At 37.6% G+C, this 20,388-nt stretch carries 23 protein-coding genes; 9 read left to right on the top strand and 14 right to left on the bottom strand.

The features are described from left to right. Positions 1 to 30: 30 nt before the first annotated feature. Together clpB and QNH48_RS07860 are read right to left on the bottom strand one after the other, a co-directional pair. On the bottom strand, positions 31 to 2,625 hold the full coding sequence (gene clpB / locus QNH48_RS07865; protein ID WP_283954458.1) for an ATP-dependent chaperone ClpB: 2,595 nt from the start codon (positions 2,623 to 2,625) through the stop codon (positions 31 to 33). 272 nt (positions 2,626 to 2,897) lie between these two features. Next, positions 2,898 to 3,077, bottom strand: a complete 180-nt coding sequence (locus tag QNH48_RS07860) for a YjzC family protein (protein ID WP_133371669.1) — start codon at positions 3,075 to 3,077, stop codon at positions 2,898 to 2,900. Between the two features lie 263 nt (positions 3,078 to 3,340). Here QNH48_RS07860 and QNH48_RS07855 point away from each other — a divergent pair, with 263 nt between their 5' ends. Continuing rightward, complete coding sequence (locus QNH48_RS07855) at positions 3,341 to 4,033, top strand: Crp/Fnr family transcriptional regulator (protein WP_133371668.1); 693 nt, start codon at positions 3,341 to 3,343, stop codon at positions 4,031 to 4,033. A 31-nt stretch (positions 4,034 to 4,064) separates the two neighbouring features. Here QNH48_RS07855 and mobB read toward each other — a convergent pair whose 3' ends face one another. Beyond that, a complete protein-coding gene (mobB, locus tag QNH48_RS07850; RefSeq protein WP_283954457.1) occupies positions 4,065 to 4,616 on the bottom strand; it encodes a molybdopterin-guanine dinucleotide biosynthesis protein B in 552 nt (183 codons plus the stop codon). After that, positions 4,604 to 5,869, bottom strand: coding sequence for a molybdopterin molybdotransferase MoeA (locus QNH48_RS07845; RefSeq protein ID WP_283954456.1), 1,266 nt, complete (start codon positions 5,867 to 5,869; stop codon positions 4,604 to 4,606). Before QNH48_RS07845 ends, mobB begins: the two co-directional genes overlap by 13 nt. A gap of 224 nt (positions 5,870 to 6,093) precedes the next feature. Between QNH48_RS07845 and ric the strand changes: the two genes are divergently transcribed. Beyond that, positions 6,094 to 6,795, top strand: a complete 702-nt coding sequence (gene ric, locus QNH48_RS07840; protein WP_349655122.1) for an iron-sulfur cluster repair di-iron protein — start codon at positions 6,094 to 6,096, stop codon at positions 6,793 to 6,795. 513 nt (positions 6,796 to 7,308) lie between these two features. Here the strand turns inward: ric and moaA are convergent. Beyond that, positions 7,309 to 8,325 carry a GTP 3',8-cyclase MoaA gene (moaA, locus tag QNH48_RS07835; protein WP_283954455.1) on the bottom strand — a complete coding sequence of 339 codons (1,017 nt, stop codon included), beginning with the start codon at positions 8,323 to 8,325 and terminating at the stop codon, positions 7,309 to 7,311. Between the two features lie 273 nt (positions 8,326 to 8,598). On the opposite strand from moaA, the gene QNH48_RS07830 reads away from it, so the two are divergent. Next, complete coding sequence (locus QNH48_RS07830) at positions 8,599 to 9,297, top strand: Crp/Fnr family transcriptional regulator (protein ID WP_283954454.1); 699 nt, start codon at positions 8,599 to 8,601, stop codon at positions 9,295 to 9,297. 41 nt (positions 9,298 to 9,338) lie between these two features. On the opposite strand, the gene QNH48_RS07825 is transcribed toward QNH48_RS07830, so the two are convergent. The 4 genes from QNH48_RS07825 to QNH48_RS07810 all read right to left on the bottom strand — a co-directional run bounded on the left by QNH48_RS07825 (position 9,339) and on the right by QNH48_RS07810 (position 12,198). Continuing rightward, the gene (locus QNH48_RS07825) at positions 9,339 to 10,466 is read right to left on the bottom strand and encodes a TIGR04053 family radical SAM/SPASM domain-containing protein (protein WP_283954453.1); all 1,128 of its coding nucleotides are present in this window, start codon (positions 10,464 to 10,466) and stop codon (positions 9,339 to 9,341) included. A 289-nt stretch (positions 10,467 to 10,755) separates the two neighbouring features. Beyond that, complete coding sequence (locus tag QNH48_RS07820) at positions 10,756 to 11,094, bottom strand: DsrE family protein (RefSeq protein WP_283954452.1); 339 nt, start codon at positions 11,092 to 11,094, stop codon at positions 10,756 to 10,758. Between the two features lie 5 nt (positions 11,095 to 11,099). Next, entirely contained in the window at positions 11,100 to 11,408 is a 309-nt protein-coding gene (locus QNH48_RS07815) for a metal-sulfur cluster assembly factor (protein WP_095248602.1), read from the bottom strand. A 16-nt stretch (positions 11,409 to 11,424) separates the two neighbouring features. Beyond that, positions 11,425 to 12,198 carry a prolyl oligopeptidase family serine peptidase gene (locus QNH48_RS07810; protein ID WP_283954451.1) on the bottom strand — a complete coding sequence of 258 codons (774 nt, stop codon included), beginning with the start codon at positions 12,196 to 12,198 and terminating at the stop codon, positions 11,425 to 11,427. A 218-nt stretch (positions 12,199 to 12,416) separates the two neighbouring features. Between QNH48_RS07810 and QNH48_RS07805 the strand changes: the two genes are divergently transcribed. From QNH48_RS07805 to QNH48_RS07795, 3 genes are all read left to right on the top strand, one after another. Continuing rightward, the gene (locus QNH48_RS07805) at positions 12,417 to 13,229 is read left to right on the top strand and encodes a Cof-type HAD-IIB family hydrolase (protein ID WP_283954450.1); all 813 of its coding nucleotides are present in this window, start codon (positions 12,417 to 12,419) and stop codon (positions 13,227 to 13,229) included. Positions 13,230 to 13,338: 109 nt separating this feature from the next. Then, positions 13,339 to 13,491 (top strand): hypothetical protein, encoded by a 153-nt coding sequence (locus QNH48_RS07800; protein ID WP_179292599.1) that lies wholly within the window; start codon positions 13,339 to 13,341, stop codon positions 13,489 to 13,491. Positions 13,492 to 13,493: 2 nt separating this feature from the next. After that, positions 13,494 to 13,679, top strand: a complete 186-nt coding sequence (locus QNH48_RS07795; RefSeq protein WP_095248599.1) for a DUF3813 domain-containing protein — start codon at positions 13,494 to 13,496, stop codon at positions 13,677 to 13,679. 60 nt (positions 13,680 to 13,739) lie between these two features. Here QNH48_RS07795 and QNH48_RS07790 read toward each other — a convergent pair whose 3' ends face one another. Both QNH48_RS07790 and QNH48_RS07785 read right to left on the bottom strand, forming a co-directional pair. Beyond that, positions 13,740 to 14,210: a BsuPI-related putative proteinase inhibitor gene (locus tag QNH48_RS07790; RefSeq protein ID WP_283954449.1), complete on the bottom strand. Its 471-nt coding sequence runs from the start codon at positions 14,208 to 14,210 to the stop codon at positions 13,740 to 13,742. A gap of 14 nt (positions 14,211 to 14,224) precedes the next feature. After that, the gene (locus QNH48_RS07785; RefSeq protein WP_481858460.1) at positions 14,225 to 15,076 is read right to left on the bottom strand and encodes a YitT family protein; all 852 of its coding nucleotides are present in this window, start codon (positions 15,074 to 15,076) and stop codon (positions 14,225 to 14,227) included. A gap of 105 nt (positions 15,077 to 15,181) precedes the next feature. Here QNH48_RS07785 and QNH48_RS07780 point away from each other — a divergent pair, with 105 nt between their 5' ends. Then, positions 15,182 to 16,042: a DegV family protein gene (locus QNH48_RS07780; RefSeq protein WP_283954447.1), complete on the top strand. Its 861-nt coding sequence runs from the start codon at positions 15,182 to 15,184 to the stop codon at positions 16,040 to 16,042. Between the two features lie 41 nt (positions 16,043 to 16,083). Here QNH48_RS07780 and QNH48_RS07775 read toward each other — a convergent pair whose 3' ends face one another. Together QNH48_RS07775 and QNH48_RS07770 are read right to left on the bottom strand one after the other, a co-directional pair. Beyond that, positions 16,084 to 16,215 carry a DUF3941 domain-containing protein gene (locus QNH48_RS07775; RefSeq protein WP_081810752.1) on the bottom strand — a complete coding sequence of 44 codons (132 nt, stop codon included), beginning with the start codon at positions 16,213 to 16,215 and terminating at the stop codon, positions 16,084 to 16,086. Between the two features lie 69 nt (positions 16,216 to 16,284). Further along, positions 16,285 to 17,148 carry a CvfB family protein gene (locus QNH48_RS07770; RefSeq protein WP_283954446.1) on the bottom strand — a complete coding sequence of 288 codons (864 nt, stop codon included), beginning with the start codon at positions 17,146 to 17,148 and terminating at the stop codon, positions 16,285 to 16,287. A gap of 137 nt (positions 17,149 to 17,285) precedes the next feature. Between QNH48_RS07770 and QNH48_RS07765 the strand changes: the two genes are divergently transcribed. Further along, positions 17,286 to 17,777 (top strand): YajQ family cyclic di-GMP-binding protein, encoded by a 492-nt coding sequence (locus QNH48_RS07765; RefSeq protein ID WP_095248594.1) that lies wholly within the window; start codon positions 17,286 to 17,288, stop codon positions 17,775 to 17,777. A gap of 114 nt (positions 17,778 to 17,891) precedes the next feature. Then, entirely contained in the window at positions 17,892 to 18,767 is an 876-nt protein-coding gene (locus QNH48_RS07760) for an SDR family oxidoreductase (protein WP_283954445.1), read from the top strand. Between the two features lie 55 nt (positions 18,768 to 18,822). Here QNH48_RS07760 and QNH48_RS07755 read toward each other — a convergent pair whose 3' ends face one another. Then, positions 18,823 to 20,337 carry an alpha-amylase family glycosyl hydrolase gene (locus QNH48_RS07755; protein WP_283954444.1) on the bottom strand — a complete coding sequence of 505 codons (1,515 nt, stop codon included), beginning with the start codon at positions 20,335 to 20,337 and terminating at the stop codon, positions 18,823 to 18,825. Positions 20,338 to 20,388 lie beyond the last annotated feature (51 nt).

The raw sequence follows: 20,388 nt of genomic DNA, 5'->3' as shown, positions 1-20,388 counted from the left end.
GTCATCCATATTCCGGATGACCTTTTTTTCTTATCCAATGGATATCGTTAATTCTCCATTTTCAATTGTTACACTTACCACCGAATGATCAATAACTTTCCCAGCTATGATGGCCCGTGCGAGTTTTGTTTCGATATTCCTTTGGATAAAACGCTTTAATGGTCTTGCTCCATAGATAGGATCAAAGCCATTTACAGCAATGAACTCTTTGGCACTGTCAGAAATCGTTATTTCGATATCCTGTTCCTTTAACCTGCTTTGGAGTTCCTTCATCATTTTGACTACTATAACCTTTATTTCAGTTAACGATAAAGGTTTAAATAGGATGGTTTCATCTACCCTATTTAGAAATTCTGGCCGAAAATGACTTTTTAATTGAGAAATAACCTTTTCCCTAGTTCCCTCAGATATTTCAACTTCATTTTCATTTCGTTCCAGAAGAAAATGAGATCCAATATTGGAGGTCATGATGATGACGGTATTTTTAAAATCCACTGTTCTTCCTTGTGAATCTGTTATTCTTCCATCATCAAGTGCCTGTAAGAGAATGTTAAATACTTCTGGGTGAGCTTTTTCAATCTCATCCATGAGGATAACGGAATAAGGTCTTCTTCTGACCGCTTCAGTCAGCTGTCCACCCTCTTCGTACCCTACATACCCAGGAGGTGCTCCGATTAGCCTTGAGACAGCATGTTTTTCCATGTATTCAGACATATCTATTCTAATTATCTGCTCTTCGCTATCAAACAAAGCTTCAGCAAGGGCTTTAGCAAGCTCTGTCTTCCCAACACCTGTTGGACCTAAGAAGAGAAATGACCCTATCGGTCTGTTCGGGTCCTTAATGCCCGCACGTGCCCGTAAAACTGCATCTGAAACCAATTGTACCGCTTCATTTTGTCCAATTACTCTTTCATGTAATATGGATTCTAATCGAAGAAGTTTCTCCCTTTCTCCTTCTACCAATTTCGAAAGCGGGATTCCTGTCCATCTTGATACGATATTCGATATCTCTTCGCCAGTAACTTCCTCGCGAAGCAGCCGCTCATTATTTGATGTGGCTGCTTCAAGCGCCAATAATTCTTTTTCTGCCAAAGGAATCTGACCATGACGAAGCTCAGCCGCACGGTTTAAATCATATTTATCCTCAGCCTGCTGTAATTCTCTTCGAAGTTTCTCAAGTTGTTCCCTTTTTTCCTGCAATCTTTGTATTCCTTGTTTTTCATGCAGCCATTGGGCTTTCATGCTGTTTGCTTGATCCTTTAACTCTGCAAGTTCCTTTAAAAGAGACTCAAGTCTTTTTTTACTAGCGTCATCCTGCTCTTTCCTTAGGGCTGCCTCTTCTATTTCCAACTGCATCACTCTGCGCGTTACCTCATCGAGTTCTGTTGGCATCGAATCAATCTCAGTCCTGATTAATGCACATGCCTCATCTACTAAATCTATCGCTTTATCTGGCAGAAAGCGGTCGGTTATATACCTGTCTGATAATGTAGCTGCTGCAACGAGTGCATGGTCATGGATTTTGACGCCGTGGTGAACCTCGAATCTTTCTTTTAAACCACGTAAAATGGAGATTGTGTCTTCCACATTAGGTTCTTGAACAAGTACTTGTTGAAATCTCCGTTCGAGCGCAGGGTCTTTTTCAATATATTTTCGGTGTTCATCAAGGGTGGTTGCCCCAATACAATGAAGCTCACCACGAGCTAACATCGGTTTTAGCATGTTCCCAGCGTCCATAGCCCCATCCGTTTTTCCTGCTCCAACTATGGTGTGCAGCTCATCAATGAATAACAGTATTTGTCCTTCACTTTTTTTAACCTCATTCAATACTGCTTTTAATCTTTCCTCAAATTCACCTCTAAACTTTGCCCCTGCAATAAGTGCACTCATATCTAATGAAAATATGGTTTTATCCTTTAACCCCTCTGGAACATCTTTTCTGACAATTCGCTGGGCAAGCCCCTCAACAATGGCTGTTTTTCCCACTCCTGGCTCCCCAATCAAAACAGGATTATTTTTTGTCTTCCTAGACAATATTCTGATAACATGACGTATTTCTGCGTCCCTTCCAATAACAGGATCCAGTTTGCCTGCCATTACTTCGGCTACAAGGTCTCTTCCATATTTATTAAGCGCATCGTAGACTGCTTCGGGATTTTGTGATGTCACTCTTTGGTTCCCCCTTATCTCCTTAATTGCGGACAGGATGTATTCCGCTGTTTTTTCATTTGATTTTACTATTTTCCCCATTTCGGAATCTTTATCGTAGCAAGCAGCTAATAAAATATGTTCGATAGAAATAAAGACATCAGAAAACTTCGAAGCAAATTCCTCTGCAGTAACAAAAAGTCGTTGCAGCTTGGAAGTAATATAAAGCTTTCCGTTCTCTGCACCGCTCCCTGTAACCTGTGGCTTTTTATTAAGGGCGTTAAGTAATGCCTTTTCTACGCTGTCAGTTCGGATATCTGCTTTTTCAAGTATAGCTTTTAATAAACTCTCCTCTTGACGAAGAAGTGTTATGAATAAATGAAGTTCATCTACCTCTTGATGGCTGCTTTTTATAGCTAAGGACTGGGCATCGATAATTCCCTTTTGCAACCGATCTGTCATACGATTTAAATCCATTATTTCCACTCCTTTGACCATTCTTGACCTTTATAAGTTTATTATATACGAATATGTAATCAAATATAAAATAAAAGCCATCCGCAGGGGATGACTTTTTTGAATGGCTGTGTTAAATGAGGCTGTTAATTTGTGCTCCACTAAGGAAAGCTTCTTGGAATAATCACCGCAGTGACAGGCCGTCTCTGCCTGTCACGAGGCGCTTCGCTTTCCGCACAAATCAACATAGTTCTAAAATCAACATTTACCTTTAACACAGCCTTTCGATTAGTTTAAGGTTTACGTTGGTAAGTCCAAATGCGTTCGTCGTTTGATGTTTCAGGAAATCTGTCTCCTGCTTTAAGTTTTATTTTCTTTGGATTGTTAACATTATCCCCTGTGTCACCAATTTCTATATACACACCATTATTTGGTGCTTTTTGTCCTGATTTAAACTGACGATTCTGACCCATATTTGTCCCTCCTTTTCATGTACATCTTTATTATTTCCATTTAATCCAGGGTCATTAAAGGAATTATTATGTAATGGATGGAACTGCTCTTCCATGAAGAGTACTAATTTTGACGATTGTATGAATTTATGCCACAATTATTGATATATAAGCTTTGTTAACAATATAATTATAGTATTATCTAGTAAATGAAAACTTGACTGTCATTTATTTAGGAAAGCAAATTAGCGATTCAGTTCGCCCCTTTAAAGGTGGTAATACTTATGCAGTCAATAAAAGAAATACCTGTAAAGTTAACACAACTGTTTGATACGGTTCACCATATGAAGAAAATTGAAAAAGGCACTTTTCTGTTCCAGGAAGGTTCCACAGCAAATGAATTATATATTGTCCAAAGTGGGATTATTCAAATCAGCAAGATTATCCCAGATGGGCGCGAACTAACACTTAGAATGTGTTCAAGAGGAGACTTCATTGGAGAACTTGATTTATTTTCCCCCGCACCAAAGTATTTATTAAGTGCACGGGTTGCTGAAAGCGGCGAAGTAGCTGTTATTCTGAAGGATGTTCTTGAGGAGAAGCTTGCAAACAACAATGAACTCTCGCTTGAATTTATGAAATGGATGAGTCAGCAATATCGGAAAACACAAACAAGATTTAGAGACCTTGTTCTGCATGGTAAGAAAGGTGCACTGTATTCAACACTCATTCGAATTACCAATAGTTATGGTATAAAAACAAATCAAGGAATTCTTATTGAATTACCATTAACCAATCAAGAATTGGCTAATTTTTGTGGAACATCACGGGAAGTAGTCAATCGTTTGCTTAGTGATTTAAGAAAAGCTGGTATCATATCGATCGATAAAGGGTCTATCACCATTCATGATTTGGATTATCTAAAGAATGAAATTGATTGTGAGGACTGTTCTACAGAAATTTGTAAAATAGATTAAAATAAAAAATCGGTCTTATCGACCGATTTTTTTATTTACCATTTTCTTCTACTTTATGAATAAGTTTTATTAATTCTTTTGAAATCTCTGTCACTGCACTTTCCTCAAGTATATGAAAAACTGGAACCGTCAAATGTTCTTTGACCACTTCTATTAAAGCATGAGTCCAGACAATGACTGCTTTAATATTCGTTATACAAGTAATCAGTGAAAGGTCGTTCTCGTTTCTAAGAATAAGTAATTTTGGGTACGATTGTTTCTTATGACCCTCAATTAAGATAATATCTGGGTGAAAAAAATCCATAAATCTAATTTGTTCATCCAGAGACAAAAAGGATTCATCTGCTTGCAGGACTAGTCTCCCATCGCCTTCAACCAATGCAGCAAGTGCTCCCGCTTCTAGATGCCGGGATGAGTCCTTTTGAGGAAGAACATCTGGTCTTCCGCCATGTCCATGATGCTTAATGGTGACACTTTTTATTCCCTCATTTTTTAATGCCTCAATTAGTTTTAATATAAAAGTGGTTTTACCACTATTTTGGTATCCTGCTACTTGATAAATGATTGGTTTTACCAAGGCCATTCACTGCCATCTTGGTCTTCAAGCAACAGGATATCAACCTCATCTCCAGCTTGAAAGCTTCTAGTACCTCCTGGAAGAATCATTAGGGAATTAGCTCCTGAAAGACTCATGATAATATTGGACTTATCTAAACCACTCGGTGTCGCACTTAATCTGCCATTTTTCACAGAAAATGCACTGCGGACAAATCTTGTGAATGGGTTAGCTTTTGGAAAGTCAACCTCCAGAACCGCTTTTTCTTTTCTTAGATGTGGTCTAGTAGCAAACAGCATTGTCCGAATAATTGGTCGAGTAAATAACTCAAACCCCACATAACAGGCAGAAGGATTACCTGATAAACCAAACAGTAGTTTTCCTTGAAATTGAGCAACTGTTGTTACACTTCCCGGTCTCATTGCTACTTTATTAAATAACACCTCAGCACCAAGCTTTTCATAGATCGCAGGGAGATAATCAAAATCACCAACAGAAACGCCACCCGTTGTGACGAGTATATCTACTTTTTCTAAAGCCCCTTTTACTGCTGTAAAACAAGTATCAAATACATCAGGAAGCTTACCATAATAATGAACGATTGCCCCAGTTCTTTGAATTTGAGCCGCTATCATATGTGAATTACTATTTCGGATTTTACCAGGCACCAAATCCTCATCCACTTCCAGCAATTCCGTTCCAGTCGCAAACAACCCAATAATCGGTTTTTTAGCAACAGGCACTAAGTTGTAGCCAAACGTAGCCAGCATTGCTTGAACACCAGGGTTTATTAATGTTCCCTTTTTTACCAGGACTTCACCTTCTTTGGCATCTTCTCCTCGAAAGGATACATTATCCCCCTTATTAAAGCTTCGTTTTATCGACATATATGGTGTCCCATTTTTGTCATAGTCTTTCGCAACTTCAAACATGACAACTGCATCTGTACCCTCAGGCATCATCGCTCCGGTCATAATTCGAACGGCTTCATATTCTTTAATTGTCTTAGTAGATGTCATTCCCGCACCAAGATGGTCGACAACTTTAAATTCTACAGGATTAGTTATAGAAGCTTCCTTAGTATCTATAGAACGGACAGCGAAACCATCATAAGGTGCTCGATCAAAATGAGGGACATCACTCGTTGCGATTAAGTCTTCTGATAAAAACCGTCCATAACTTTCATCGATTGATACAAATTCTGTTTTACCACTTAACTGAAATTCCATTATTTTTTTTACCGCTTCCCCAATCGGGATTGGTCTTCTTCTCTCTAACAATTCCATCAGCTCCTGCAGGAAACAAATACTATATAAATAAATTTTTTATACATATTTCATTATAAGCCTATCGAAAAGTCTCTAATATAGCAAACATCACATTATAAAACAAAAAAATATTAAATACTTTTGAATGTGTGATTCAGGTCACCCATTTTTTCAAGGGAATACCTTATCCTTAAGTTAGAAATAAGTAACAACAAACAAAATATTAGGAGGAAAATATGATTACTTTCCCTTTTTCTACAAATACATTGGTTAAAGATATCGTAAATGAACTGCCAAAAACGAGCGACGTTTTCAAGAAATTCCGAATTGACTTTTGCTGCGGAGGCAATATTCCACTATCCGAGGCTATTGCTGCAAATGGATTAAATGAAGAAGCACTAATGGATGAATTAAAAGCAGTATTTGAAAAGTACAGTTCAACTGAAACGGACCTAGACGTTTGGACGAAATCCGATTCAAATACCATTATTGATCATGTTATCAACCATTATCACCGGACATCTGAAGAGGAATTATCACTGCTTAGCCCTTATGTTACTAAGGTCTCTCGTGTTCATGGAGACAGTCACCCAGAACTTTTAAAGGTTAATGAGCTATTTTATGAATTCAAAAAGGAATTAATGGAACATATGGCTAAAGAAGAAGCAATTGTATTTCCGTTAATCAAAAAACTTGCCGATGGAACTGTTGAAAATCGTGAAGAAGCTATTAGTATGATTGTTGAGCTTGAAAAAGAACATGATCATGCTGGTGAAATACTTAGACAGATTCGTGCGATTACATCTGACTATGCGCTTCCAGTTGATGCTTGCGGAACGTACACATTAGTATACAAGCGATTAGAAGAACTAGAAGGACTAACATTTATGCATGTACATTTAGAAAATAATATCTTGTTCCCTAGATATATTAATTAGATGTTTAAAGAGGCTGAGCAATCAGCCTTTTTTTTCTATGTAGGCTGTGTTAAATTGGGCTGTTGATTTGTGCTCCACTAAGGAATGCTTCATCGAATAATCACCGCAGGGACAGGCGGTCTCTGCCTGTTCCGTGGCGCTTCGCTTTCCGCAGGCGGTTCAGGAAGCCTGTCTAGCTGCAGCGCCTAGCCCCTCGAGTCACTTCGGTCCCAACGTTGAAGTCAAAGAACGACTTCATCGTCAGGCCCTCCAGCGCTTGTCGGGGCTGTACAAGGCGCATCCGCTTTTCCTACTTCCTACTCCTCGTCGCTAAGAGATGAGCGGGGTCTCCCCTGTCCCGTCCTCCTGCAGGACATTGATTTACCTCCTCGAATCTGCCCACGCACGAAGAAAATGCGATAGCATTTTCGAGGAGTCTTGCGCCTTCCGCGCAAATCAACAGCGTTCAAAAATCAATAGTTATCTGTAACACAGCCTCTATGTAAAAAAAACTCTCTTTTGGGAAAGAGAGGTTTAGCCGCCTATATATGACATTTCAATTTTCTTTCGGTTCTTTGCTGTTTCTTCTGTTCTTTCATCTGAATACCTGTCGCTTCGATTGTTCCAAATACCAGAGATTCGGTTTCTCAATTCATCATCTGTAGCACCGTTTCTCATAAAGTTTCGAATATCGTGCCCATTCCCATTAAATAAACAAGTGAAAATTTGTCCATTTGCAGAAAGTCGAGATCGGGTACAGCTGCTGCAGAATGATTCTGAGACAGAAGAAATAAATCCAACATTCACATCTGTGTTTTGGTAATTATATAATTTTGCGACTTCACCAAAATAGGCTGGATCAAGAGACTCTAATTGATAGTGCTCTTTTAATAGTACATAAATTTGCTTTTTGGTGATGACATCATCCATTTTCCATCCATTAGATGAACCTACATCCATATACTCAATAAAACGAAGCTCCAAGCCATTCTTTAAACAAAAATCAGCCATTGGGATGATTTCCGAATCGTTGAGGCCTTTTTTAACGACCATATTGATTTTTATTTTGAGACCAGCCTTCTTAGCTGCTTCAATCCCGTCTAGAACAGGCTGTGTACCAACACCACGACCGTTAATTTCTCCAAACAACTCATCATTTAAGGTATCAAGGCTAATATTGACTCTTTTAAGACCAGCCTTTTTTAATTTATCAGCAAGTTTAGGAAGAAGGACTCCATTTGTCGTTAACGCAATATCTTTTAAACCCTCAATCTTTGAAAGTTTTTCTACCAATATCGGAAGATCTCTTCGAAGAAGTGGTTCACCGCCAGTTAGACGTATTTTTTCCACACCAACACTAATAAAAGCCTTTGCTATCCGCTCGATTTCCTCATATGTCAGCAGCGCACTTTTTGGCAAGAATTCAAAATCATCACCAAATTGATCGGCTGGCATGCAATATTGACAGCGGAAGTTACAACGGTCGATTACTGAGATTCTTAAATCACGTAATGGGCGATCTAATTTATCTTTAATAATGGTCTTTTCCATTCATATCAACTCCATTATTTTAAAAACGAATAATATAATGCAAGTGTACCAACGATTAATAAAAAATACTGTTACTTTATTTACTATCATAACATTTCTTTTACTATTTATTAATGCAATCATAGAAGATTTTATTAACAGTTGAACATTAAATTAGAGAGTTTTCACTATATTGTCATTGTTTACTCCGTTAAAACTTCAAAACCTGCGTTAAAATAAGACTAACGAAAATAGAAGTATAAGGACCAAACAATACCCTTGAGGTGAGAATACATGTTGACTAAAATAAAACCAACCCATTCCATAGAAATTAAAGAATTACTTAGATTTGCCGATCGGAAAATTAGAAGTGAAAGAGGAGCCTATTTATTTCAAGAAGGTATGCTTGCAGAAGAACTTTATATTATTATCTCTGGAAAAGTTCAAATCAGTAAAATAACCTCAGATGGACGCGAACTCTCTTTAAGAATATGTGGTGAGAACGATATTTGTGGAGAGTTAACGCTTTTTACGGACAATCCAAGGTATTTACTAAGTGCCAGAGTTCTAGAGGAAGGTGAAATAGTCGCTATCAAAAAAGATGTCATCGAGAGTGAAATATTCCAAAATAGTAAGCTTGCGTTTGAGTTTATGAAATGGATGAGTGACCATTTCCGTAAAACCCAGACTAAGTTTCGAGATCTTGTTTTAAATGGTAAACGGGGAGCGCTTTTTTCAACATTAATTCGGATGTCTAATAGCTATGGTATTCATAAAGAAAATGAAATATTAATTGATTTACCATTAACGAACCAGGAACTTGCAAACTTTTGTGGAACTTCAAGAGAGAGTACAAACCGTATCCTAAGTGAATTGAAAAAAGATAAAAAAATCAGTATTAAAAAAGGAAAGATTTCTATTTTAGATCTTCAATATTTAAAAGATGAAATTGGCTGTGAAAATTGTCCAGCCGTATATTGCAGCATTGAATAAAAGATGGAAGCAATCACGAATGATTGCTTCCATCTTTTTGATTATGATTGAACCTGCTTTTCTCTCATTGCTTTTGGTATATAAACACAGAATGGTTCGCTTTCTAGGTAATCTCCGGTCATTGCGTAGGCTCTAGACCTTGAACCGCCGCATACATGGCGGAATTCACAGACACCACATTTTCCTTTATAAAGATCCGGATTTCTTATTGATTTAAAAATTGGTGACTCGCGATAAATCTCCGCTAACGGCGTTTCACGTACATTTCCTGCTTTGACAGGTAATAAGCCGCTTGGGTATACATCTCCTATATGTGAAATGAAGACAAATCCATTTCCGTCATTCACTCCTTTAGGTGCTCGCCCAAGTCCGTCAATCGATCCTGTTAACCCCTGTTCTGTTAAAGCACTTAAATAATTAATTTCCTCAGTCTGGTCTTTCGCTTCACGCATCTTCTGCTGAATAACAACACGGCGGTAATGCTGAGCTGCAGTTGTCTTAATATCAAAGGAAACACGCTTACTTAGGTCATATAGCCATCTAAATACTTTTTCATGTTCTACAGGTGAGATCATATCAGATTCTTGACCTCTGCCTGTTGGGACAAGGAAAAACACACTCCAAAGTACACAGCCTAAATCCTCAACCATTTTTGCCATTTCATCTAGGTACTCAATATTATATCTTGATATTACCGTGTTGATTTGAATTGGAATTTCGAGTTCATGTAAGTATTTAATTCTTTCCATTGTGAGGTCAAAAGATCCCGCTGTTCCACGGAAGTGGTCGTGAACCTCAGCTGTTGGCCCATCAATACTAAACGCCCAGCGTGAAAGACCAACTTCTTTTGCCTTTTCAATTGCTTCTTTTGTAACATTTGGCGTCGCACTTGGTGTCATGGAAACTCTAACGCCTTTTTCAACTGCATATTTTGCAATATCAAAAACATCCTGTCTCATTAATGGGTCCCCACCCGTAAATACAAGCATCGGATTATTCATTTCGTATATTTGATCAATTAAGTTCTTACCTTCTTCGAATGATAGTTCGCGTGGGTCTCTTTTTAATTGAGCCTCTGCACGGCAATGTAAACAAGCAAGTTGACATGCACGTGTAAGTTCCCAAATTACGATAAATGGATCTTTATTAAAATCCCGGCCAAAAGCCATATGAAACGCCTCCTAAAACGGCCATTTCAACAAAACCAAACAGCCTTATTACCTGTATTATATAGGGGATTCCACTATGGATAAGTGAACTACCTCACATTCCATCCAAAATAATATGTCCTTTTTGTGAAAGACCAACGAAAAGCACAAGTGCCTTGGTCAGTGGCGACAGGCATAAGGCGAGCCGTCAAGAAGGTTGTTCTTTAACCTTCTTGACGGCTTGACTTATGACCCCGAGCCACTAGGCGCTGCAGCTAGACAATATAAAAAACAGCAGAAAATCTGCTGTTTAAGATATCGTTATTACTTCATATTTAGCTGATAACTCAATAAAATCAGCCATGCCGCTAATTTTGCCTACTGTTAATTTTTCTTCCACTTTATAATGGTCAACACAGGTTTTGCATGCTAAAATCTCCACACCTTTATCTTCCATTTCTTTCAAGTGAACAGAAACGAAGGAATCTTCAGTCATGGTCAGCACTCCACTGTTCATACAAAATACAGCAGAAGGAAGTTCTTCTCTTTGCTTCATTATGGTGAAATAGGTTTCAAGAATGTTTTCACCTAATTGTTGATCTCCCCGGCCTAGTTGGTTAGAACTAACTAAAATTATTTTATTTTTCATTTTTCTTAACGAATTCCTAAAGCTATTTTTGCATAGCGGGACATCATTTCCTTGTTCCATGGCGGGTTAAACACGATATTAACCTCGACCTCTTTTACTTCAGGAATATCTGCTAATGCTCTTTTTACTTGGTCAACGATTGTTCCAGCAAGCGGGCAGCCCATTGAAGTTAACGTCATCGTAATCGTTACGTTTCCTTCATCATCCATCTCAGCATCATATACTAAACCTAAATTTACAATATCGACACCTAATTCTGGATCTATTACCAATTCTAATGCACCCATGATATTTTCTTTTAATTCTTCATTCATTTATAAAACACTCCTTTTATTTTAATAAATGTTTCTCAAACCATTCAACAGTGGCTTTTAAACCTTCTCTGCTAACTTTGTGATCAGCTTGTGCATCACTTATAAAGTGAAGATTAGCTGGTGTCTTCTCATAATTATCCTTTATCGATTGATAAAATTGATACGTTAAGTGAAAGGGTACGATTGGGTCCTTTTGTCCATGCCAAAATAATAACGGCCGATTTTCCAGCCTTTCTGGTTGAAGACTTAAATCGAATGGACGAATGAACGATAATTGCTCTTCAATCTGCTCATCTGTAAAAGAAAGACTAATGCCAATGCTTTTCATTTGTTCTAATTGCCAATGTAAATATTCCTCATAGGCAGGCATCCCCATTAAACTGACCGCAGCTTTAACCCATTTATATTTAGTTAGAGCACCCAAGGTCACAATACCGCCCATTGAAGTTCCAGCAAGTCCAATTTGCTCCTCGTCAGCTAATCCTTCATTAACATAGTATTCCTTATAATCATTTAATTCATGGATAGACTTAATGACAATTTCCCAAAAATGACTGTATAGATTTTTCTCCTCTATGCCTTGCCCTCTTTCACCATGGTATATCGCCTCTGGTAAGATGACCCGAAATCCCTTTTCCGCTAATAAATAGGCGTAATGAAGATTGTGCTCCTTTGCACTGGTAAATCCATGATTAAAAATGATGAACGGAAGCTTTTTTTGTTGTTCACTCTTGTTTACTATATGTAGATGAGGATTATTTTTCAGCAAACTTTTTTCTACGGTAATCACTTAGGAAGAACCCCCTGGACAAAATAATTATATCGACAATCTAATTCCTATGAAGTGAATTTTTTTACAGGTATGGTATAAAATTGTTAACATAGGAGTTATACAAATTTGATTTTCCGCCAATAAAAGAAAATTCATAGTTGTAGTGTAACATTTCATATGTTAATTATCTAAAGCTTAGACTTATGAAATTAAAAAACAATTTAAGAGGAGTCAATATGGCAGAAAAACATTTAATTGCATTGGACTTAGATGGAACTTTATTAAAAGATGATAAAACGATTTCTGAGAAAACGAAAAGCGTTTTAAGTAAAGCTCGAGAACATGGTCACGTGGTAATGATTGCAACAGGAAGACCCTATCGTTCGAGTGAACCTTATTACCACGAACTTAAGCTTGACACTCCCATTGTGAATTTTAATGGTGCCTTTATGCATCACCCACTCGATTCAAGCTGGGGATTTTATCATGATCCTCTGGATTTAAAAGTAGCTAAAGATATTGTAGAAGCTTGCCGTTCATTTAACTTCCATAATATTATTGCTGAAGTCATTGATGATGTTTACTTCCACTATCATGACGAAAAACTGTTAGATATATTCGGTATGGGGAATCCAAATGTAACGACGGGTGATTTGCGAAATTATTTAAAAGACTCCCCAACTAGTTTGTTAATCCATACGGAGGAAGATGAATTAAAGCAAATCCGTCAACATTTGTCAGACCTCCACGCTGAGGTGATAGATCATCGCAGTTGGGCGGCACCATGGCATGTAATTGAAATTATCAAAATAGGTTTAAGCAAGGCAGTTGGATTAAAAAAGGCTTCAGAATACTTTAACATTCCACCTGAAAGAATTATTGCTTTTGGTGATGAAGATAATGATTTAGAAATGCTTGATTATGCTGGTCGTGGTGTAGCAATGGGAAATGCGATTGATAAAGTCAAAAATATTGCTAATGAAGTGACCCTTACGAATGAGGAAGACGGTATCGGAGTATATTTGTCAGATTTGTTAAATATAAAATAATTCAAGTTGTTCACCATTGTTTACCTAAATGAAAAGCTCTGATTTGAGCATACTAATTTTTGTGAGGCAGTTTGCTTCACACCAAGCTCACCAAATTGGAGGGATTGCAATGGGTAAACGAAACAAATCAAAACGCTTTGTCCAGCAAGGAGTGGATACTGTTAGTAAGCACGCTGAACGTATTCCTTACCACATGACCTACGCTGAAGCGGAAGCCCAGAAAATGTCCAATGTGCGTGACTCCTCGCTTGGAGGAATATAACCATGGGAAACCAGTTGTTCCAAGAAGCAAGAAGATTTGTTGAGATGGCGAAAACGGCCGACCCTGCTGAACGTAATTCTGTGGTTTCGAAAGCGAAAAATGCATTAAGTTCTGCATACGCTAATTCAACAGTCGCAGAACAAAGTCAGCTCCAAGAAATGCAAAATGAGCTTGAGCAATTGAAATAATCAGAAAAGCTGGCACGTTACTATAACGTGCCAGCTTTTCATTTCTAATCATTTTGTTTTTCACTTTTCTTCTGGAATGTTAAATTTCTTCTTGTTGGCTAATCCTTGTTTATTTTTAATTGGATAATCATTTAGTTTTCTAGGTAATAGAGTGGCAGTAACTGTATATTGTCCTTCAGGCACTCTTTGTCCATTTACTTGGTAATTCCATTTCTCTACCTTCTTAAAGGTTTGATGAGGGCCAATCTTAATGGTTTGCAAAGCCTGTAAAAAAAATCGTCCTTTTGAATATCGATATACCTCATGCCCAGATGAGTCTGCCACTGAGATTTCAACATATTGAGAGGTAGGAAATTCAAAAATTAATGGGTAATCCCCTGTATTTTTGATTAGTAACTCGAATTCCACCTTCTCATGTCCAGCAATAGGAGTTACTGAAAATTGAAAGGGATGATCGATTTCACCCTGATTTGCTTCTCCTTTTAAACTAAAGGGAAATAGAAACAAAATTACACATAAAACACCTCTCACGCTGTACCCCCTCCTTATTCACGCCTAAAGAATCCATAAATTCCAGTTGTCTGAATGATATTGGTAAATGCATTTGGATCAACCTCAGCAAGGATACGTTCTAAGTCATATAGCTCATAACGGGTAATAACAATCATCAGCATGTCTCTAGGTTCATTTGAAAAAGCACCTTTTGCAGGAATCATTGTAATTCCTCTCACTAAATGCGAATGGATAGCCGCTTTTAGCTCATCTGCCTTTTTTGTAATAATCATTGCTGTAAGCTTAGCATGCCTCGTATGGATGGCATCCACTACTCTTGTTGATGCATACAAGGAAACGATCGTATAAAGGGCTTTTTCCCATCCATATAAAAAGCCAGCTGTAATAATAATAAATGCATTTAAAATAAACATATAACTGCCAATCGGTTTATCTTTCATCCTTGATAAAACCATCGCAATAATATCTAATCCTCCAGTGGAAGCCCCCCATTTCAAGGTAATTCCAACACCAACTGCTAATATAACCCCGCCAAATACAGCATTTAGGAGAATATCCTTTGACACTTGTGTAATAGGAATTAATTCTAAGAATAGTGATGATAAAGCTACACTTAAAAAACTATAAATGGTAAAGGATTTACCTACTTTTAACCACCCTAATATTGCTACTGGAATATTTAGTAATAGTAATAAAAATCCCATTGATATATTTAAGGGTGTTTGTTCACTTAACACTTTCGATAATAATTGTGCTATTCCAGTAAATCCACTAGAATAAACATTTGCTGGAATTAAAAATAAATTTATAGCCAGGGCATTTAGGAATGCACCAACTATAACAATTATTGATTTTTTGATTTGTTGCCATAACAAAAGCACCATCTCCTTCAATTTTCAAGGTACTATCTTTAAGCAGATAATTGTATTTTTGAGGTGAAACCGATAAACTTAAACTAACTATATTAGTTCAGAAAGCAGGTGAGCTTCATGCCGGTAAAAATACTAGCAGACAGCGCATGCGACCTACCGAAAGATTTTTACTCTAATCATAACGTTACATTGTTTCCACTCAAGGTGCAGGTTAATGGACAAGAATATGAGGATGTTAAAACAATTGATCCTAAAGCTGTATATGACGCCATACGCTCGGGCGATGTTCCAAAAACGTCACAAGTTTCTCCTTTATTATTTGAGGAAGTCTTTACTAAAATGGCTGAAAATAATGAAGATGGAATATATATTGCTTTCTCTTCAGCTTTATCTGGTACATATCAGACATCTGTTATGATTCTTGACCAAGTAAAGGAAAATTATCCAAACTTTAATTTAACAATTGTCGATACAAAATGTGCTTCTCTTGGTTTTGGTCTTGTTGTGAAAGAGGCAGCAAGGCTTGCAGCCGAAAATGTATCAAAGGATGAAATACTTAAAGATGTGCTATTCCGCAGTCAACATATGGAGCAGCTTTTTACGGTAGAGGACTTAGATTATTTAGCCAGGGGCGGCCGTGTTTCAAAAGCTTCAGCCTTTTTGGGGGGATTACTAAATATCAAGCCTATCCTGAATGTTGAAGACGGAAAACTCGTTCCCATTGAAAAAATACGCGGAAAAAAGAAGGTTTACCGCCGTATAGTTGAACTAATGAAAGAACGTGGTGAAAACTTTAGTAACCAAATAATTGGAATCAGCCATGCTGATTCCGAGGAAACGTTAGAAGAAGTACAAACATTAATTATGGAAGAATTACACCCAAAGGATATTTTTACTTCCTCGATTGGCTCGGCGGTTGGAGCCCATACCGGACCTGGTGCAATTGCCATTTTCTTTTTAAATAAACAGCCATCTTAATACATTGAAAAAAAGCGGGGAGCTTCCCCGCTTTTTTTGATTTATTTATGATCCGTTTTTTTCGAATATTGATTTTTACCTGCTTGACGATTTTTTTCTCTCATCATATTTTTCTCATGTCTTAAAGCATTATTATCTTGAGCTTTTTTATCATTATCTGATGTATGCGGCATACTCATACCCCTTTCAAAATGCTTTCCACATTAGTGTTGTCAATTTAAAAAAGAGTATGTAGAAAAAAATTAATCTTTCTTTAGATAGGTCCAGCTTCCTTCTTGATACACTCTGCCGTCTTTCATAAGCTTTCCAAGTGCACGCTTAAATGCACCCTTACTTAACTGAAAACGTTCCTGTATCTCTTCAGGCATACTTTTATCATTAAAAGGCATGGCACCATTTCTGCTCATTAAATACTCAAAAACACGTTCTGCATCAAGGTCCTGCGATACCTCTTTTCTCGCAAGTAAAGAGACATTTACCGTCCCATCTTCCTTGACATCAATAATTCTTCCTTCTACCATTTGCCCTAACCGTGGCTCTATTTGCCTTTGAGACTCATGTATAAAGCCTTTATACCCTTCAATGGTATAGATCCAGCTGCCAACCTTTGCTGTCCGATAGATGTGCCCTTGAATATTCTTGTTAAAATCAGCCCTAGTCGCCTGTGTAGAAATGGATTCTATGACAGGGTCAGTCGCAAGCTTAGCATATAAAAGAAAATTGTTATTCACTCTTAAGGTAACATAAACCAAATCCCCAGCCTTAGGCCAGACTGATTTATGAACGGGAAGATCATCAATACCTAATAATAAATCCTTTTTAATCCCAATATCTAAAAACACACCAACATGTGGATTGGAATCGACTACTTTAAGCCAAGCATATTTGCCAATTGCTACTTCAGGTATGGTTGTAGAAGCCGACGTCCTGCCTTCGGAGTCAACATATAGGAACACCTCAACGGATTCATCTTCTTCGTATTCTCGGTCAGCCTCATTTTTATGCAGCAAAACATCTTCATTTCCATCTGTTAAAAAATAGCCGAAGTCTGCTTTTCGTGCTACCGTTAAAGTAACGGTTTGACCTATAAGTTCTTGTAAAGACATTATTAACTCACCTTTTCTCTCCTATAGTTATCCATAGGGTTGTTTGACTTGCTATATTTTACTATAATGTAGCCATAAAGGGAAACTTTAGCAGGATTACATACCGTTATTAAAAATATATTGGGGGTATTATTACTATGGCCAAAGATGAATCATTTGATATTGTATCCAAAGTGGAATTTACGGAAGTCAATAATGCAATTACCGCAACAATGAAGGAAATTAAAACCCGTTATGATTTTAAAGGCAGCAAAAGTGAGGTTACATTGGATAAAGAAGAGCTTGTTCTAGTTTCAGACGATGAATTTAAAATGGACCAGTTGAAAGACGTCTTGCTAGGAAGGTTAATCAAAAGAGGTGTTCCTGTTAAGAATCTTGACTATGGCAAAATGGAAAAAGCCTCTGGCGGGACTGTTCGTCAAAGAGCGAAGCTTGTCCAAGGAATTGATAAAGAAAATGCAAAAAAAATTAATACGATTATTAAAAATAGCGGCCTAAAGGTGAAAAGTCAAATTCAAGACGACCAAGTCAGAGTCAGCGGTAAAAACCGTGATGATTTACAAAAGATTATTTCGTTGGTACGGGAAGCAGACCTAACTGTCGATGTTCAATTTATTAACTACAGATAATAAGGCTCTAAAAGGGTGAAAAGGAAATATTCCTTTTCACCCTTTTTTATTTTGCTCATATTTTTGTGCATATTCCTCAAACTAAAATGGTAAATATCCTTGGAGGTAGAATAAATGACCAACAATAATCAAAAACAACAAAAGAAAGCTTTCCCGCCACAGCACCAAAATCATCAGCCCGGAATTGAAAGTGAAATGAATCCTCGGCCCGTGTCAGTTGACCCCAATTACAAAAGTGCTGGGAAACTAGCTGGTAAAACAGCCATTATTACTGGCGGGGATAGTGGAATTGGTAAATCAGTTGCGATTTATTTTGCTAAAGAAGGTGCAGATGTTGCGATTTCCTACTTAGAGGAGCATCAGGATGCAGAAGAAACAAAAGCACTTGTTGAAGCAGAAGGCCGTAAATGCCTGCTCTTTGCCGGCGATATTGGCAATGAAGATTTTTGTAGGGATATTGTTAATCAAACAAAAGACCAATTTGGTAAAATTGATATTTTAGTCAACAATGCAGCAGAGCAGCATCCGCAGCAAAGTCTGTTAGATATTACCTCTACACAGCTTGAAAAAACATTCCGAACCAATATTTTCTCCTTTTTTTATATGTCTAAAATGGTTTTGTCCCACTTGAAAAAGGGTGCCACTATTATTAATACAGCCTCAATCACTGCTTATGCAGGGAATGAGCAATTATTGGATTACTCTGCTACGAAAGGTGCAATTGTTACCTTCACTCGTTCCCTGGCAAAGTCACTTGCACCACAAGGAATTAGGGTTAACGGTGTCGCACCAGGTCCGATATGGACACCGCTCATCCCCTCAACATTCTCTGAAGACCAAGTTGTAAGCTTTGGTACGGATACGCCAATGGGCAGAGCAGGTCAACCCTATGAACTTGCCCCAAGTTACGTTTATCTGGCATCTGACGATTCTTCCTATGTAAGCGGCCAAATCATCCATGTAAACGGTGGGAAAATCATTAATGGATAGGAAATTCCACTAGAAAAATGCGATACTTCCATTTAGAAGTATCGCATTTTTTTCGTTATTCTTTTCTTCTTTTCCTTACTTTTATAATAAATATAGTGAATAAGATGTAGACAACCACTAGTGAACCTATTAGGGTCAGATTAATTCCGCTCTTATTGGCTAACACATAAATTTCTGCTTCATCACGGTCAATGATGAGATCATATTGGTTATCATCATTACTTCGGACTAAGTCTCCATTAAGCATGCCACGCAGTTCTTTTCCACCTTCAATATGTTCATTATTCAACGTCACATTTTGAGATTTACTTGTATTATTAATGGCAATAATCGCCGTTTCATCTTGGTATACGCGCTTATAAACCGCCATTCCATCTTTTTCATAAAGCATCTCCATACTTCCCCTTGTCAAAGAAGGAAGCTGATTTCTTATTTCACCAAGCTTAGTCATATAATCAATGAGTTCCTTTTCTGTCCGGAAATTCATTGGCTGCCGATTATCTGGAATTTCTCCGCCGTTTAAAGCAATTTCACTGCCATAAAAGACAACAGGGATTCCAGGAGTAGAATATATATAAGTCAAGGCAGTTCTCCAGCGAGCACCTGGAAACTGTTTATTCTTTACGATATCACTTGTAAACCTCGTAGTCATTTCATTATCAAAAAATTGTGGCTGTAATTCAGGGTTCTGAACCTTATTATCATTCAGCCCGCTAAAAGCTTGATTAGTCGTAGCGAAAACATTTCTTAAATTTTCACTATGTTGATAGTCAGTAAGGCTGTCGATGCCAGCCATCACATATTTATCAGAATCAACTGTCCGATTGGCAGAGGTAATCCCTAAGAGAAAGAAGTTTTCCTTTTCACTTTTTACTTCCTTTGAAAAATCACTCCAAAAGGCTACTGGGACATGATTTACCTCTGGAAGACTGTACCCGTCAATATCCGTCTCATTTATCCACCACTTGGCAGCATCGAATAAATAATTTTTGACGTCAGGGTTGTCCTGATTAAGGTCAGGTAAACCATTCACCCATCCATTCTCTATTTCATCCTGATTATTCAAATTTTTAATTTCAGTCTTCACATTGAACCAATCCTGCTTTGCTGTATCTTTCACCCATGGGTGTTCTGTAGAGACATTATTGGTTACAAAATCAATGATTACCTTCATATCTCGTTGATGGGCTTCTTGCACTAGTTTCTTAAATGTTTTTAGCGAGCCAAAATGCTCATCAGGCTGATAAAAGTCATTTACCCAATAGCCATGATAACCTCCAAAAGTATTATCGAATATAGATGTTAGCCGGATTGCTGTGAAACCCATATCCTTAAGAAAATCGAGCTTATCAATGACTCCCTGAAAATCTCCGCCATTATAGGCTACAGGGTCTAGAGTATTAACATCAATATCATTCTTCGTATTAGCATTAAAAAAACGATCCACCATTATAGAATAAACAGTTTCTTCCTGCCATTCCCGGGTCTCCCTTTCCGAGGCCCCGTAAGCTGGCACTGCCGAAAAAATAAAAATACAAAATAAAATGAGTGTAATCAAGGTTTTTTTCATCTTCAATCCCCTTCCATACACTCATTTTAATCTAATAAAGTTATGAATCCA

Source organism: Neobacillus sp. YX16, from assembly GCF_030123505.1.
Classification (GTDB): Bacteria; Bacillota; Bacilli; order Bacillales; family Cytobacillaceae; genus Neobacillus.
Note: the sequence above shows the minus strand (reverse complement) of the source record. Positions and strands in the feature narration are given on the sequence as shown.

What these genes read in the sequence shown, in the direction of transcription:
- QNH48_RS07860 (WP_133371669.1), bottom strand. Translation starts at nt 3,077, where the DNA reads ATGGGTCAGAATCGTCAGTTTAAATCAGGACAAAAAGCACCAAATAAT.
- QNH48_RS07855 (WP_133371668.1), top strand. Translation starts at nt 3,341, where the DNA reads ATGCAGTCAATAAAAGAAATACCTGTAAAGTTAACACAACTGTTTGAT.
- QNH48_RS07770 (WP_283954446.1), bottom strand. Translation starts at nt 17,148, where the DNA reads ATGTCTTTACAAGAACTTATAGGTCAAACCGTTACTTTAACGGTAGCA.
- mobB (WP_283954457.1), bottom strand. Translation starts at nt 4,616, where the DNA reads ATGGCCTTGGTAAAACCAATCATTTATCAAGTAGCAGGATACCAAAAT.
- QNH48_RS07785 (WP_481858460.1), bottom strand. Translation starts at nt 15,076, where the DNA reads ATGGTGCTTTTGTTATGGCAACAAATCAAAAAATCAATAATTGTTATA.
- QNH48_RS07820 (WP_283954452.1), bottom strand. Translation starts at nt 11,094, where the DNA reads ATGAAAAATAAAATAATTTTAGTTAGTTCTAACCAACTAGGCCGGGGA.
- QNH48_RS07780 (WP_283954447.1), top strand. Translation starts at nt 15,182, where the DNA reads ATGCCGGTAAAAATACTAGCAGACAGCGCATGCGACCTACCGAAAGAT.
- QNH48_RS07830 (WP_283954454.1), top strand. Translation starts at nt 8,599, where the DNA reads ATGTTGACTAAAATAAAACCAACCCATTCCATAGAAATTAAAGAATTA.
- QNH48_RS07805 (WP_283954450.1), top strand. Translation starts at nt 12,417, where the DNA reads ATGGCAGAAAAACATTTAATTGCATTGGACTTAGATGGAACTTTATTA.
- QNH48_RS07755 (WP_283954444.1), bottom strand. Translation starts at nt 20,337, where the DNA reads ATGAAAAAAACCTTGATTACACTCATTTTATTTTGTATTTTTATTTTT.
- QNH48_RS07760 (WP_283954445.1), top strand. Translation starts at nt 17,892, where the DNA reads ATGACCAACAATAATCAAAAACAACAAAAGAAAGCTTTCCCGCCACAG.
- moaA (WP_283954455.1), bottom strand. Translation starts at nt 8,325, where the DNA reads ATGGAAAAGACCATTATTAAAGATAAATTAGATCGCCCATTACGTGAT.
- QNH48_RS07825 (WP_283954453.1), bottom strand. Translation starts at nt 10,466, where the DNA reads ATGGCTTTTGGCCGGGATTTTAATAAAGATCCATTTATCGTAATTTGG.
- QNH48_RS07800 (WP_179292599.1), top strand. Translation starts at nt 13,339, where the DNA reads ATGGGTAAACGAAACAAATCAAAACGCTTTGTCCAGCAAGGAGTGGAT.
- QNH48_RS07775 (WP_081810752.1), bottom strand. Translation starts at nt 16,215, where the DNA reads ATGCCGCATACATCAGATAATGATAAAAAAGCTCAAGATAATAATGCT.
- QNH48_RS07795 (WP_095248599.1), top strand. Translation starts at nt 13,494, where the DNA reads ATGGGAAACCAGTTGTTCCAAGAAGCAAGAAGATTTGTTGAGATGGCG.
- ric (WP_349655122.1), top strand. Translation starts at nt 6,094, where the DNA reads ATGATTACTTTCCCTTTTTCTACAAATACATTGGTTAAAGATATCGTA.
- clpB (WP_283954458.1), bottom strand. Translation starts at nt 2,625, where the DNA reads ATGGATTTAAATCGTATGACAGATCGGTTGCAAAAGGGAATTATCGAT.
- QNH48_RS07765 (WP_095248594.1), top strand. Translation starts at nt 17,286, where the DNA reads ATGGCCAAAGATGAATCATTTGATATTGTATCCAAAGTGGAATTTACG.
- QNH48_RS07815 (WP_095248602.1), bottom strand. Translation starts at nt 11,408, where the DNA reads ATGAATGAAGAATTAAAAGAAAATATCATGGGTGCATTAGAATTGGTA.